Raw genomic sequence first — 13,484 nt, 5'->3', positions numbered from 1 at the left:
GCCGGTCGCGATGACCGGCTGCCGTGTGCGTCCGTGTGGGAAGGTGGGTCTCTACACCAGTTGTCGTCTGCGGCCCAGCCACGTCTGGGCGATGACGACGACCGCCAGGAACGCGCCGCTGACGACCTGCTGGTAGGAGGAGTCCAGCGAGCCGATCTGGTTGATGACGTTCTGGATCACCTTCAGCAGCAGCACACCGACGAGCGAGCCGCTGACGAAGCCGAGGCCGCCGGTGAGCAGGGTGCCGCCGATGACGACGGCGGAGATGGCCTCCAGCTCCATGCCGTTGCCGAGGATGGTGACGCCGGAGGCGAGCCAGGCCGCGTTGAGCGCGCCGGCCAGTCCGGCCAGGAGTCCGGACAGGGTGTAGACGAGGATCTTGGTGCGGGCCACCGGGGCGCCCATGAGGGCCGCGGCGTCCTCGTTGCCGCCGACCGCGTACACATGCTGTCCGAAGCGGGTGCGGCGCAGCACGACGGCGCCCGCGACGAACAGCGCCAGCGTGATCCACACCGGGTTGCCGAGGCCGAGGGTGCTGCCCTGGCCGAGTTCGGCGAGGAAGGAACCCTTGCCGATCAGATAGGTGTTGGCGCCCTCGTCGGTGAGGGAGAGCATGAGTCCGCGCGCGCCCAGCATGGCGGCGAGGGTGACGATGAAGGGCGCGAGCCGGGAGCGGGCGACGAGCAGTCCGTTGACGACGCCGATCAGTCCGCAGACCGCGAGCGGCAGCAGCAGCGCCACCAGCGTGCCGTGCCGTGAGCCCCAGGCCGCCAGCACCCCGCCGAGCGCGAACAGGGAGCCGACGGAGAGGTCGATGCCGCCGGTGATGATGACGAAGGTCATGCCGAGCGCGACGATCGCGAGGAACGCCGAACTGGTCGCCATGTTGGAGAGGTTGTCGCCGGTGGCGAACGAGTCGAAGCTGAACGAGGCGATGAGTGAGACGAGCACCAGCACCGCGAGGGCGCCGTGCTGCTGGACCAGGGCGCTGAGCCGCTCCGCGCGCGAGGAGCCGACCGGCTCGGTCTCGTCCGCGGCGGTGTCGCTCGCGGTCGTCACCGCTGTGGTGTCCGTCTTGGTGACGGTCATCGCTTCCCCCGTCCCCGTGCGGCGTAGACCGCGCACACGATCACTATGGCCTGGGCGATCTGCGTCCAGGAGGGCGGCAGATCGTGCTTGATGAGGGTGGCGGTGAGCAGCTGGATGAGGACGGCGCCGGCCACCGTGCCGCCGATGCTGATACGGCCGCCCGTCAGCGGGGTGCCGCCGACGACGACGGCGGTGATGGCGGACAGCTCCATGAGGTTGCCGAGCGAGGTCGGGTCGCTGGCCTGGAGCCGGGCGGTGGCGAGCACACCGGCCACGGCGGCGAGCAGCGCGCACACGACGTAGACGATCACGAGGACGCGGCGCACCGGGAGACCGGCGAGCTGGGCCGCGGGGCGGCTGTCGCCGATGGCCAGGAGCTGGCGTCCGAAGGTGGTGCGCCGGACGACGAAGGCGAGCAGCACGGCCAGCGCGGCGGCGATCAGGATGAGGTACGGGATGCCCACGAGGTCGCCGGAGCCGAGGGAGGCGAGCGCGGGATTGTGCAGGTCCTCCAGCTGGGGCAGCATCACGAGCGCGATGCCGCGGCCGCCGACCATCAACGCCAGCGTGGCGACGATGGGCTGCACTCCGACGAAGGCGACCAGTGCCCCGTTGGCGAGACCGGCGACGGCGGCGAACAGGGCCACCGCCAGCAGGGCGGGCAGCAGTCCGTAGCCGAGGTAGAGGGCCATGACGGAGGCCGCGAGGGCCATCACGGCACCGACCGAGAGGTCGACTCCCTCGGTGCCGATGACCAGCGCCATGCCGAGCGCGACGATGATGACCGGCGCGACCTGGACGGCCTGGGTGCGGAAGTTCTCGGTGGACAGGAAGTGCGGGGTGATGACGATGTTGACGATCAGGAGCAGCGCGACGCCGGCGTAGACGCCGTAGACCTGTAGCCATTGCAGGACGCGGGTCTTGTCGAACGGGGCGGCGGTGCGCACGGCGGCTTCAGCCATCGGTGGCGGCCTCCTTCACCGCGGTCCGCGCGGGGATGTCCCCGGCGATGGTCCGCATCAGCTTGTCCTCGGTGACGTCCTCGCCGGTCAGTTCGCCGACGACCGCACCGTCCTTCAGTACGACCACGCGGTCGGACCCTTCGATCAGTTCCTCCAGGTCGGAGGAGATGAGCAGGACGCCCAGGCCGTCCTCGGCCAGTTCGTCCACGAGTTTCTGCACCTCGGCCTTGGCGCCGACGTCGATGCCTCGGGTGGGTTCGTCCAGGAGCAGCACCTTGGGGTTCATGGCCAGCCACCGGGCGAGCAGCACCTTCTGCTGGTTGCCGCCGGAGAGTTCGCCGACCTTCTGGTGCGGCGAGGAGGCCTTGATGCGCAGCCGTTCGATGAAGGTGTCGACGATGGCGTCGACGCGGGCCTCGGAGACCATGCCGAAGCGGGAGAGGCGGGGCAGGGCGGCGAGCGCGATGTTCTCGCGGACCGAGAGGCCCGGCACGATGCCCTCGCTCTTGCGGTCCTCGGGCAGCAGGCTGATGCCGGCGCGGATGGCGCCGGGGGTGGAGCCGCCGCGCAGCGAGGTGCCGGCGACCACGACCTTGCCCGAACGGACGGGCAGTGCGCCGGAGATGGCCTTCGCGGTCTCGGTGCGTCCCGAGCCGAGCAGTCCGCCGAGTCCGACGACCTCGCCGGGCCGGATGCTGACCGAGACGCCGTGCAGTTTGTGCGGCACGGTGAGGTCGGTCGCCTCCAGGACGGGCCGGGCGTCGGCGGCGTGGTGGTCGCCGGTGAACTTGGTCAGCCCCTCCGAGCGGACCTCGCCCAGCTCGCGGCCGAGCATGGTGGAGACCAGGTCGAGGCGGCTGAGTTCGGCCAGCCGGCCGTGGTGGACCCGGCGTCCGTCGCGGAGCACGGTGACCGTCTCGCACACGGCGTACAGCTCGTCGAGGCGGTGGCTGACGTAGACGACGGCGATGCCCGCGTCGCGCAGGCGCCGGATGACGGAGAAGAGGGTCTCGACCTCGCGGGGTTCGAGGGACGAGGTCGGCTCGTCCATGATGACGACGCGCGCGTCGGTGGCCACCGCGCGGGCGAGGGCCACCATCTGCTGGGCGCCGACGCCGAGGGTGCGCAGTGGCTGGCGCACGTCCACGCGGACGCCGTAGGTCCGCAGGGTCTCCTCGGCCTCCCGGTTCATGCGCGCGAAGTCCAGCAGCCCGAGCCGGGTGCGCGGTTCGCGCCCGAGGAAGAGGTTGCGGGCCACGCTCAGCAGCGGGATGAGGTTGACCTCTTGGTAGATGGTGGAGATGCCGGCCTTCTGGGCCTCCAGCGGGGTGGCGAAGGAGACCTGTCGGCCCTGGAACTCGACGGTGCCGGCGTCCGGCCGGTACACGCCGGTGAGCACCTTGATGAGCGTGGACTTGCCGGCGCCGTTCTCTCCGATGAGGGCGTGCACCTCACCGGGGTGCAGGACGAGGTCCACACCGTCCAGGGCCCGGACTCCGGGGAAGGTCTTGCTGAGTCCGCGGATGGCGAGGACCTCGGCGGGTGGTGCCACCTGTGCCTCCAGGTAGTGCGGGTGGTGCGGGGACAGTACGGGCGGGCGGGAGGGGATCAGAAGGCCTTGCCGGCGTCCTGCTTGGCGTTGTCGGAGGTGTAGGCGCCGTCCTGGATGATGATGTCCTGGGCGACCTCCTTGCCCTGGGTGAAGGTGTCCAGGGTCTGGAAGGCCAGGGGGCCGAACCGGGGGTTGGACTCGACGACGCCGCTGATCCAGCCGTCGACGATGGCGTTGACGGCGTTGCGGGTGCCGTCCACCGTGACGATCTTGACGGCGCCGGCCTTCTTGCCGGCGCCCTTGAGGCCGGCCACGGCGCCGAGGCCCATCTCGTCGTTCTCGGCGTAGATGCCCTTGATGCCGGGCTTGGACTGGATGAGCTGCTCGGTGACCTGCTGGCCCTTCTCGCGGGAGAAGTCACCGGTCTGCTCGAAGACGACCTTCAGGTCGGGGGCCTTCTCGGCGATCCGCTCCTTGAAGCCCTTGGTGCGCTCGGTGGTGACGTTGTTCCCGGCCGACCCGAGCAGGATGGCGACCTCGCCCTTGCCGCCCGTCGCCTCGATCATCTGGTCGGCGGCGCGCCTGCCCTGCTCCACGAAGTCCGAGGCGATGAAGGAGACGTAGTCCTTGCAGGGCGTCGCGTTTATCTTGCGGTCGATCGTGACGATCGGGACCTTCTTGGCGGCGGCGGCCTGGAGCACCGGCTCCCAGCCGTCGGAGTTGAGGGGGGCGATGACGAGGAGGTCGGCGCCCTTGGCGAGCAGGTCCTGGACGTCGCTGATCTGCTTGGAGAACTGCGACTGGGCGTTGGCGGTCAGCAGCTTGACGCCGCGCTTCTTGGCCTCGTCCTTGATGGACTGCGTCTCCGCGATGCGGAAGGGGTTGGCTTCCTTCTCGGACTGGGAGAAGCCGACGGTGGCGTTCTTCAGGTCGATCTTCTTCGCGCCGTAGGCGTCGATGGTGCAGGTCTTGCTGCCGGCCTTCGGCGTGGCGACCTTCTGCTGCGTGTCGGCGGCGGCCGAGGACTTCTGCGTGTCCGACCCGTCGTCCTCCGACTTGGTACAGGCACTCGCTGTCAGGGCCACCGCTGCGGCCAGGGCCACGACCACGGGACGGGCGAGGAGGTGAGGACGGTGAATGGTGCGCTGCATGGTGACCCCGATCCGGGCGACGCTGAAAAGGGAACGGGGGAGCCGAAAGCAAGCGCCAACAGCGCGTCTCCCCCACGCCGGACCCTGTCAGGTCCGCCGCAATGAGGTTTTTACATCGTTGGAAGGGGGTTGTAAACCCCTCGCGCACGGTGCGGATACGGCGCGTGAAGCCCGCCCCGGGGCGGCGCGAAGCCGGGGGTGCACCCCGGGCGGGGTTCGCCCCGGGCGGTGCGCGCTCCACGTGGAGGGGGCGCCGCGGGCGGGGCCCCACGCGAGGGGCGGTCCGCGCGAGCAGGCGCTCCGCGCGGGGGGTTCGCCCCGGGCGAGGGCACTCCACGCGGGGCGGGGCGCCTACGGGGCTGCCTCGAAGTGCGGATGCGCGAGTGCGGCTCGCTCATGGCTGAGCGCGCAGTTCCCCGCGCCCCTCACGGGGCGCGCCACTGCTCGTTCGTCCCGTCCCTCACTCCCCCGACACAGTCCAGGCGCACCCCCCAGGGGCGCGGGGAACTGCGCGACAAGCCACAACCCACCCGCACACGCCCAACCCGCAAACCGGGGCAACCCGGTGGGCGCACCGCACGTCGGTGGGCGCGCGACCGGGACGGGGCGCAAAGACGCGCCCCCGGGGCGCGCTCAGCCCCGCGCCCCCCTCCCCAACGTGCTCTCCCTCTCCACCAGCCGATAATCCGCCGACACCCGCAACGGCGGACGCGTGTCGCCGCCCAGCCGGGCGAGGACCGACTCGACCGCGAGCCGGCCGATCGCCTCCTTGTCCGGAGACACCGACGTGAGGGTCACCGCTCCGAACCGCCCCTCGATCACGTCGTCGAACCCGACGACCGCGACGTCCTCGGGCACCCGCAGCCCCCGCTCGTGCAGCACCCGCATCGCCCCGATGGCCATCGGGTCGTTGTACGCGAACACGGCATCCGGCCGGCGCCCCGTCTCCAGGATGCGGGCCATGGCGGCCGCCCCGTCCGCGTGGCCCCAGCCGTCCGTCGCGGCGACCAGCCCGTCGTCGGCGGGCAGCCCGGCCGTCTCCAGCTCCTCGCGCCAGCCGCGCACCCGGAGCTGCGCGGGCTCGCTGCGCCCGCTCCGCGCCCCGATGAACGCCACGTTCCGGCGCCCGAGGGAGACCAGGTGCCGGACCGCGTCCCGCGCGGCGGCGACGTTGTCGATGGCGATGTGGTCGTAGGGCAGGTCGTAGTCCCGCTCACCGAGCAGGACCAGCGGCACGTTCTCCCGGTCGCGCAGGTCCTCCGCCTCCAGCTCGATGGGGCTGAGGATCAGCCCGTCGATGACACGCGCCCGGAACCCCTGGCTGACCAGGATCTCCTGCTCACGACGGCCACCGGTGTGGTCGAGCAGCACGATGTAGTCGTGCTCGGCGGCCGTGTCGACGACCGCCGCGGCCAGCTCGGCGAAGTAGGGGTTGCCCAGCTCCGGCAGGGCGAGCGCGATGACACCCGTACGCCCCTTGCGCAGATGCCGGGCGGCCAGGTTCGGCCGGTAGCCGAGTGTGTCGATGGACCTCTGGACGCGCTCGCGCATGGCCGGGGTGACGTGCTGGTAGTTGTTCACCACGTTGGACACGGTTTTGATGGAGACCCCCGCGTGCGCGGCGACGTCCTTGAGGCTGACCCGCACGTCCATCCCTTTCTGAGCCGCCCGAACGGGCTGACGGGGCGGCACCCGGCGCAGTCACCGCCGGCCCTGTTCCGCCCACACCCCTGATTTTACAACGTTATACATTCGTTTTCGTTCCGCTACAAGGTGACGGGCGGGCCCTCCCGTTCACGTTCCGCCGAGCCGCGCCCCGACGCGGCACGGCGTGGAAGCCGCCCACGCGCGCACGGGGCCGGGCCGGTACATCGCGGGCCCGTCGCGTGCGCCCGGCCCGCGCAACGTCCCCCTCCCCGGATACGGCCGTGCCCACCGGCGACGGGCGGACGTACCGGCCGGCCCCGACCCGCCACGCGGGGATGCCGGGACGGCCCGAAGGCTCAGCCGCGGCCGGGCCGCCGGACCAGATCCCCCGGATCGGTATTGGCCCCGCACAGCACGACGGCGATCCGCTCGCCGTCGACGAGCGGGCGACCGGTGTCCGGCGAGCCGAGGACCGCGGCGAAGGCCGCGCCGGCGGCGTGCTCGACCGCCAGCCGGTGGTGGTCCCACAGTTCCTGGCGGGCCCGGACGATCTCGTCGTCCGGCACGAGCACGGAGCGTACGCCGTCCTCCTGTGCGGCGTGCAGGGCCATGGCGGAGGCCCGGCGGGCGCCGAGGGAATCGGCGGCGACGGAGTCCACGGCGACGTCCACGGGGTGCCCCGCCTCGACGGCGGCGTCCAGCGCACGGCAGTTCCGCGGTTCGACCGGAACCGTACGGATCCCGTGGTGCCGGGCGGCGGTCGCGACACCGGCGAACAGCCCTCCCCCGCCGACGGCGACCACCACGGTGTCCAGGCCGGGGATCCGGGCGCGGAGCTCCTCCAGCAGGGTGCCCGCCCCGGCGGCGATCAGCGGGTGGTCGTAGGCGTGCGAGGTGAGCGCACCGGTGGCGGCGGCGAACTCCGCGCACGCCGCCAGCGCCTCCGCGTACTCACTGCCGACGAGGCGTACGTCGGCCCCGTACGAGCGGAGCTTGGCCACCTTCACCGCGGGGGCGGTGGCCGGCAGGAACACCGTGGCCGGCACGCCCTGCTGCCGGGCCGCCCACGCACACGCCAGCCCCGCGTTGCCGCCGGAGGCGATGGTCACACCGATGTCCGGGAGGGTGCCGGCGTCGCGGTGGGCCTGGAGGAAGTTCTGCGCGCCCCGGGCCTTGAAACTGCCCGTGTACTGCATGAACTCCAGTGCGAGATGGACCTGTTGACCCTGCGGCATGCGCTCGCCCCCGGCCACCGGAGGACCCGGCGGCGCGACGCTCACGGGACGGACGCGCCCCGCGATCCGGTGGGTCGCGGCCTCGATGTCACCGTAGGCGAGTGAGTGCACGTCATCGCTCCGATCGGACAGGAGGACGACCCCGTCATGGCCGTCCGGCAGCGACGACGGTAACCGCCGGCGAGCGGGCCGGCGTCACAAGGCCGGCCGATGAGCGGGCCGTCGCCACAAGGGCCGGCCGACGGGCACGCCGACGCCGCGGAGATCCGTCAGAAGGACCCTAACAAGCGCAGCCGGGCGAGCCCGTAGGAGCGGTCAGCGGATCCGCCGGGTGGTGCTCGATGCCGGCCGACGACTCGACGGGGAAGCCCTCGCGGGTCCAGTACTCGATGCCGCCGATCATCTCCTTGACCCGGTAACCGAGTTGGGCGAGGGCGAGGGCCGCGCGGGTGGCGCCGTCGCAGCCGGGCCCCCAGCAGTAGGTGATGACCGGCACCCGCGGGTCGAGCACATGCGCGGCCCGGGCGGGAATGTCGGCGGTGGGCAGGTGGACCGCGCCCGGCACATGTCCCTGCTCCCACCCGGCGCTCCCGCGCGAGTCGACCAGGACGAAGCCCGGGTCGCCGGAGTCGAGCGAGGCACGGACGTCGGAGACGTCCGCCTGGAAGGTGAGACGGGCGGCGAAGAACGCGGCGGCCTCGGCGGGGGCCGCGGACGGTACGTGCGGCGCGGGACGCGCGACGGTGTGAGTCATGGGAAAAACCCTATGAAGCACAGCCGCCCCCGGGAACGGACGCTCAACGGCCGTATCTGGCTTCCACCGGGGAAACCGTGGTACTTCTCCCTCATGACCGCCGATTCCCTGGACGAGACCGACATGCGCATCCTGGAGGCCCTCCAGCGGGACGGCCGGGCCAGTTACGCCGAGCTGGCCCGGACGGTGTCCATGTCGGCCAGTGTCGTCACCGAACGGGTGCGGCGGCTGGAGGAGAGCGGGGTGATCCGCGGCTACTCGGCCGTGGTGGACCCGGAACGGCTGGGCCTCGGCATCATGGCGTTCGTCCGTCTCCGCTACCCCACGGGCAACTACAAACCGTTCCAGGACCTGGTCGCGACCACCCCCGAGATCATGGAAGCCCACCATGTCACCGGTGAGGACTGCTTCGTCCTCAAGGTCCTCGCGCGCTCGATGCGCCACCTGGAGACGACGACGGGCCGCATCGCCGGCCTCGGCTCCGTCACCACGAGCATCGTCTACTCCAGCCCCCTCCCGGACCGCGCGCTCACGTCCCTGGCCGCGAGTCCCGGGGCCTGAGCACCGCGGACGCCTCTTCGGTGACGAAGCCGGTCAGCGCGGCGGCGACGGCGCCGGGCTGCTCGTCGGGAAGGAAGTGTCCCGCCTCCGGCACGACGCACCCGGTGACATGCTCGGCCCACGGCCCGAGGGAGGCCGCCATGTCGGGGATGGATCCGTGACTGCCGGAGATCCCCAGCACCGGGACGGTCAGGCGCTGTTGTGCCAGCGCTTCGTGGTTCTTCCGCGCCGACTCGGCGGCGTCCCGGTAGTAGGCCAGACACGCACGGAGCCCGCCGCCGGCGGCCACGGAGGCGGCGTAGTGCTCGATGTCGGCGTCGCCGAAGGTGACGTCGGACAGAGCCTTGGTCTTCAGGAACCAGCCGACGTACTCGCGTTCGCGGCCGGTGAGCAGTGTCTCGGGCAACCCGGGCACGAGGTGGAAGGCGAAGTGCCAGGTCTTGTACGCCCGTTCGGGATCGGTCGGGACGGACTCGGGGAGGGTGATGCCCGGGATGCCGGCGTCGAGCAGTGCCAGGCCACGCAGTCGGCCCGGGTACTTCAGGGCGAGGGAGAAGGCGACCCACGCGCCGATGTCGTGGGCGGCCAGCCAGTACGCCGGAACGCCGAGCGCCTCGACCGCGGCGTGCACATGCGCGGCGACCGTGTGCGTGTCGTAGCTGATGTCCGGGCGCTCGGAGTGGCCCTGGCCGGGCAGGTCGATCGCGATGACACGGAAGCGGTCGGCCAGGTGGGGCATCACCGCACGCCATGCCCACCACGTCTGCGGAAACCCGGCGAGCAGCACGACCGCCGGGCCGTCCGCCCGGCCGCCCTCGACCGCGTGCAGCCGGACGCCACCCGTGTCGACCCAACGGTGACCGAACCCGGCCAGGTCGGGCAACGGCAGCTCACCGACCGGATCGCCGGAGACAGGGGGGACGCTCGCGGGACAGCTCATGGTTCTCCTCCACTCTTCTTCCACCGGCGCACGAGGGTGCCGCCCGGTGTGCCCTCACCTTACCCCATCTTGAACCATTCAGTTCAAGATGGAAGAATGGCTGCCACCGGGAGGCGAAGGACAAGGAAAGAGGAAGGCGGGGCCGAGTGGCAGGCAGGAAGCAGTTCGACGTCGACACGGCGCTCGACGCCGCGATGATCCAGTTCTGGCGGTCCGGCTACGCGGACACGTCGGTGGACGACCTGTCCAAGGCGACCGGGCTGAACCGCAGCTCCATCTACTCCTCGCTCGGCGACAAGGACACGCTGTTCCTGCGCTGCCTGGAGCGCTACACCACGCGCTACGGAGACAAGTACGACGCCGCGTTGTCCCGCGCCGCCGGCCAACCCCTGGCAGCCGCCCGGGCGTTCTTCGACGTCACCCTGGAACGCATCGCGGACCCCGGTCTGCCCGACGGATGTCTGGTGGCCCAGACCGTCATGGCGACCCCGGCACTGAGCGCGAAGGTCGCGTCCCGCGCACGCGAGGCGATCGGCTTCCAGCACACCCGACTACGCGCCGCCCTGAAGGCCGGCCGACTCCACGACGAGGCGGCCGACTCCCACGCCACCCACCTCGCAGCCGTGAACCAGTCCCTCGCCCTCATGAGCCGCGCCGGCACCACCACGGACCAACTGCGCACCATCGTCGACGTGACCCTCGACGCACTGGCCCGGACTCTCGCCGCGCGCGACTGACACCTGTCCGGCACAGCCGAGTTCACCGTCCGCACGCACACGTCGGGGCCGACGTGTGCGTGCGGACCGCTGTCAGGCAGCCTTCCGCCCGCGGCCCGCGCGATCCGGCTCGTGAACCCTCCTGCCCGAGCCCGTCCCCCGTGCGAGCTACGGGACATTGTCCACCGCGGGGTGACGTGCGGGAGCGGTCTTGTCCGTAGTTTCTCCACTACCGACGAGAGATGAGCGAACACACACGATGACCCTCCTTCAGAAGCACACGGACACGGCCGTCTCGCTCCGTGGCGTGGTCCGGGAGTACGGCGGCAAGCAGGCACGCGTCCGCGCCCTCGACGGAGTCGACATCGGCTTCGCGCGCGGTACGTGGACCGCCGTGATGGGACCGTCCGGATCCGGCAAGTCCACCCTCCTGCACTGCGCGGCCGGCCTCGAGCGCCCCACCGACGGGCAGGTCCTCCTCGGCGAGCGCGATCTCGCCACCGCTTCCGAACAGGAGCTCACCCAGCTGCGGCGCGGGGAGATCGGCTTCGTGTTCCAGAGCTTCAACCTGGTCGGCTCCCTCACCGCCGAGCAGAACGTCGCCCTGCCGCTGCGGCTGGCCGGCCGCAAGGTGTCCGTCAAGGACGTCCGTGCCGTCCTCACCGACGTCGGGCTCGGCGAACGGCTTCGCCATCGGCCCCGGGAACTCTCCGGGGGTCAGCAGCAACGCGTCGCGCTCGCGCGCGCCATGATCACGCACCCCGCGGTCCTGTTCGCGGACGAACCGACCGGCGCGCTCGACTCCCGGTCCGCACGGGTCGTGCTCGCGCTCCTGCGCTCGATGGTCGATGTCTCGGAGCAGACGATCGTCATGGTCACCCACGACCCGGCCGCCGCGGCCGCCGCCGACTCCGTCGTCTTCCTCTGCGACGGGCGCATCGTCGACCGTGTTGTCCGTCCCTCGGTACGCGAGGTCGCCGACCGGCTCGCCGCACTGGAGGTCTGATGCTCACCCTGTCCTTCGCCACCTTCCGGGAACGCTGGCGCCTGTTCGTCGGCGCCGTCATCACCGTCGCACTCGGCGTCGCGATCGTGCAGTCGTCGCTGCTGATCGTCGCCTCCGCCGGAAAGTACGGGGAGGCGATCGCGATCCTCGGGATGTCGCTGGGGGTGTCGTCGTTCCTCGCGGTCTTCATCGTCAGCTCGACGTTCGCCTTCACCATCGCCCAGCGCCGCCGCGACCTCGCGCTGCTGCGCCTCGTCGGCGGCAGCCGCGGCCAGATCCGGCGGCTGCTGCTGTCCGAGGCGCTCCTGCTCGGCGTCGTCGGCACCGTGCTCGGGATACCGGCCGGAGCGGTCGTGATGAGCGCGCAGACGTCGCTGCTCACGAACCTCGGTTTCCTGCCCGGTTCGTTCAGCGCCGCCTGGCACGGCTGGGTCCTGTGGGTCTCCGCGGGAATCGGCATCGGCGTCGCGCAGGCCGGGGTGCTCGCCGCGTCGCGCCGGGCCTCTCGCGTGCGCCCGCTGGAGGCGCTGCGGGAGACCGGCGCCGCCGCGAAGGTGATGACCGGCTCCCGCTGGTTCCTCGGCATCTCGCTGCTCGTCGTGGGGGTCGTCCTCATGTCGGTCGCGACGGCCGTCGACAGCCCCAACGGGGCCATCCCGCTGGCGGTCAACTCCACGGTCGCCCTCGCGCTCGCCCTCAGCGCACTCAGCCCGGTCGTCGTGCCGCTGGTCGGACGGCTCACCGCCGGCCTCGCCGGCCGTACCCCGCTCGGCTCGCTCGCGCGGGCCAATCTGCGCGACGGCGTCCGCCGCAGCGCGTCCACCGCCGCACCGCTGCTCGTCCTGGTGGCGCTCGCGATCGGGCTGGCCGGCACGTTCGACACGCTCTCCGCGGGCGCACGGCGCCAACTGGCCGACGACCTGCACGCCGACCTCGTCGCCACCGGACCGGTCGCGCCCGGCACACCGGGTGTCGCGGCCGTGTCGAACGAGTACTCCCTGTCCGTCGAGGCCACCACCGTCACGCACTACGGAGGCGACACCGACACCGAGACCGACGAGGTGGAGGCGCTCGCCGTCGACCCGGCCGCATACCAGCGGGTGCACCGGCTGCCTCTGGTCGCGGGCTCGTACGCCGACCTGCACGGCGCCACGGTCGCGGCGGCGGGCGGAACACTCGGCTCGACCGTGGGCATCCGGGCGGGCGGGAAGACGCTCACCGTGCGCGTGGTGGCCGTGCTCCCGCCGAAACTCAACGGGGGCCCGGAATACCTGCTGCCGCACGACCTGGTCCCGTCGTCCGCGCTCGGCCGCGCGCAGTCCCTCGTGCGGCTCCGGCCGGACGCCGATCGGGCCACCGTCGCGTCCACCCTGCCGCAGCCGGTCTCGACCGTCGACGCGTACATCGCGCGGAGCGACCACGCACAGGACACCCTCAACGCCGGAGTCATGAAGGCGATCATGGGCCTGAGCTCGCTCTACGCCGTCATCGCCCTGGTCAACGCGGTCGTCATCGCCGCCGGGGAACGCCGCCGCGAGTTCGCCGTGGCACGGCTCACGGGCTTCAGCCGCGGGCAGGTCGTCGGCAGCGCGTTGCTCGAAGCGGCCGTCGTCGCCGTCACCGGCATACTGCTGGGCTGGCTGGCGGCACTGGCCTCACTGATCGGTGTCAGCGGGATCTCCGGCACGCTGGTGATGCCGTGGGGCATCACCTGGCTCACCGTCCTGGGCGGGTTCCTCGTCGTCGGCGCGGCGAGCGTGTGGACCAGCCTCACCGCCACCCGCCCCGCGCCGATCTCGCTGGCGGCGGCACACGAATAGCTCGCGGGCGTACGGGCCCGTCGCCCACGGCGCTCACGGCGTCGGCACCCG

At 71.8% G+C, this 13,484-nt stretch carries 12 protein-coding genes; 4 read left to right on the top strand and 8 right to left on the bottom strand.

Going from position 1 to position 13,484, the window contains the following annotated elements; all coding sequences use genetic code 11:
- Positions 1–51 precede the first annotated feature (51 nt).
- The 7 genes from IO29_RS34785 to IO29_RS34755 form a co-directional block, all read right to left on the bottom strand.
- Positions 52–1,089 (bottom strand): ABC transporter permease, encoded by a 1,038-nt coding sequence (locus IO29_RS34785; protein ID WP_030378550.1) that lies wholly within the window; start codon positions 1,087–1,089, stop codon positions 52–54.
- The gene (locus tag IO29_RS34780; protein ID WP_030378549.1) at positions 1,086–2,051 is read right to left on the bottom strand and encodes an ABC transporter permease; all 966 of its coding nucleotides are present in this window, start codon (positions 2,049–2,051) and stop codon (positions 1,086–1,088) included. Before IO29_RS34780 ends, IO29_RS34785 begins: the two co-directional genes overlap by 4 nt.
- Positions 2,044–3,603 (bottom strand): sugar ABC transporter ATP-binding protein, encoded by a 1,560-nt coding sequence (locus IO29_RS34775; RefSeq protein ID WP_030378548.1) that lies wholly within the window; start codon positions 3,601–3,603, stop codon positions 2,044–2,046. The genes IO29_RS34780 and IO29_RS34775 overlap by 8 nt, the downstream gene beginning before the upstream one ends.
- A gap of 56 nt (positions 3,604–3,659) precedes the next feature.
- Positions 3,660–4,754, bottom strand: a complete 1,095-nt coding sequence (locus tag IO29_RS34770) for an ABC transporter substrate-binding protein (RefSeq protein ID WP_030378547.1) — start codon at positions 4,752–4,754, stop codon at positions 3,660–3,662.
- Positions 4,755–5,387: 633 nt separating this feature from the next.
- Positions 5,388–6,401 (bottom strand): LacI family DNA-binding transcriptional regulator, encoded by a 1,014-nt coding sequence (locus IO29_RS34765; RefSeq protein WP_030378546.1) that lies wholly within the window; start codon positions 6,399–6,401, stop codon positions 5,388–5,390.
- 356 nt (positions 6,402–6,757) lie between these two features.
- A complete protein-coding gene (locus IO29_RS34760; RefSeq protein WP_030378545.1) occupies positions 6,758–7,747 on the bottom strand; it encodes a serine/threonine dehydratase in 990 nt (329 codons plus the stop codon).
- Between the two features lie 169 nt (positions 7,748–7,916).
- Positions 7,917–8,390: a rhodanese-like domain-containing protein gene (locus IO29_RS34755; RefSeq protein WP_030378544.1), complete on the bottom strand. Its 474-nt coding sequence runs from the start codon at positions 8,388–8,390 to the stop codon at positions 7,917–7,919.
- Between the two features lie 93 nt (positions 8,391–8,483).
- Here IO29_RS34755 and IO29_RS34750 point away from each other — a divergent pair, with 93 nt between their 5' ends.
- Positions 8,484–8,951 carry an Lrp/AsnC family transcriptional regulator gene (locus tag IO29_RS34750; RefSeq protein ID WP_030378543.1) on the top strand — a complete coding sequence of 156 codons (468 nt, stop codon included), beginning with the start codon at positions 8,484–8,486 and terminating at the stop codon, positions 8,949–8,951.
- Here IO29_RS34750 and IO29_RS34745 read toward each other — a convergent pair.
- On the bottom strand, positions 8,920–9,891 hold the full coding sequence (locus IO29_RS34745) for an alpha/beta fold hydrolase (RefSeq protein ID WP_051707455.1): 972 nt from the start codon (positions 9,889–9,891) through the stop codon (positions 8,920–8,922). The genes IO29_RS34750 and IO29_RS34745 overlap by 32 nt on opposite strands.
- 146 nt (positions 9,892–10,037) lie before the next feature.
- On the opposite strand from IO29_RS34745, the gene IO29_RS34740 reads away from it, so the two are divergent.
- The 3 genes from IO29_RS34740 (at position 10,038) to IO29_RS34730 (ending at position 13,433) form a co-directional block, all read left to right on the top strand.
- Complete coding sequence (locus IO29_RS34740; protein WP_030378541.1) at positions 10,038–10,628, top strand: TetR/AcrR family transcriptional regulator; 591 nt, start codon at positions 10,038–10,040, stop codon at positions 10,626–10,628.
- Positions 10,629–10,866: 238 nt separating this feature from the next.
- Positions 10,867–11,613: an ABC transporter ATP-binding protein gene (locus tag IO29_RS34735; RefSeq protein ID WP_030378540.1), complete on the top strand. Its 747-nt coding sequence runs from the start codon at positions 10,867–10,869 to the stop codon at positions 11,611–11,613.
- On the top strand, positions 11,613–13,433 hold the full coding sequence (locus IO29_RS34730; protein ID WP_030378539.1) for an FtsX-like permease family protein: 1,821 nt from the start codon (positions 11,613–11,615) through the stop codon (positions 13,431–13,433). The genes IO29_RS34735 and IO29_RS34730 overlap by 1 nt, the downstream gene beginning before the upstream one ends.
- Positions 13,434–13,484 lie beyond the last annotated feature (51 nt).

This window comes from Streptomyces sp. NRRL F-6676, assembly GCF_000725625.1.
Taxonomy (GTDB): domain Bacteria; phylum Actinomycetota; class Actinomycetes; order Streptomycetales; family Streptomycetaceae; genus Streptomyces.
This window is presented reverse-complemented; position numbering and strand designations above follow the sequence as displayed.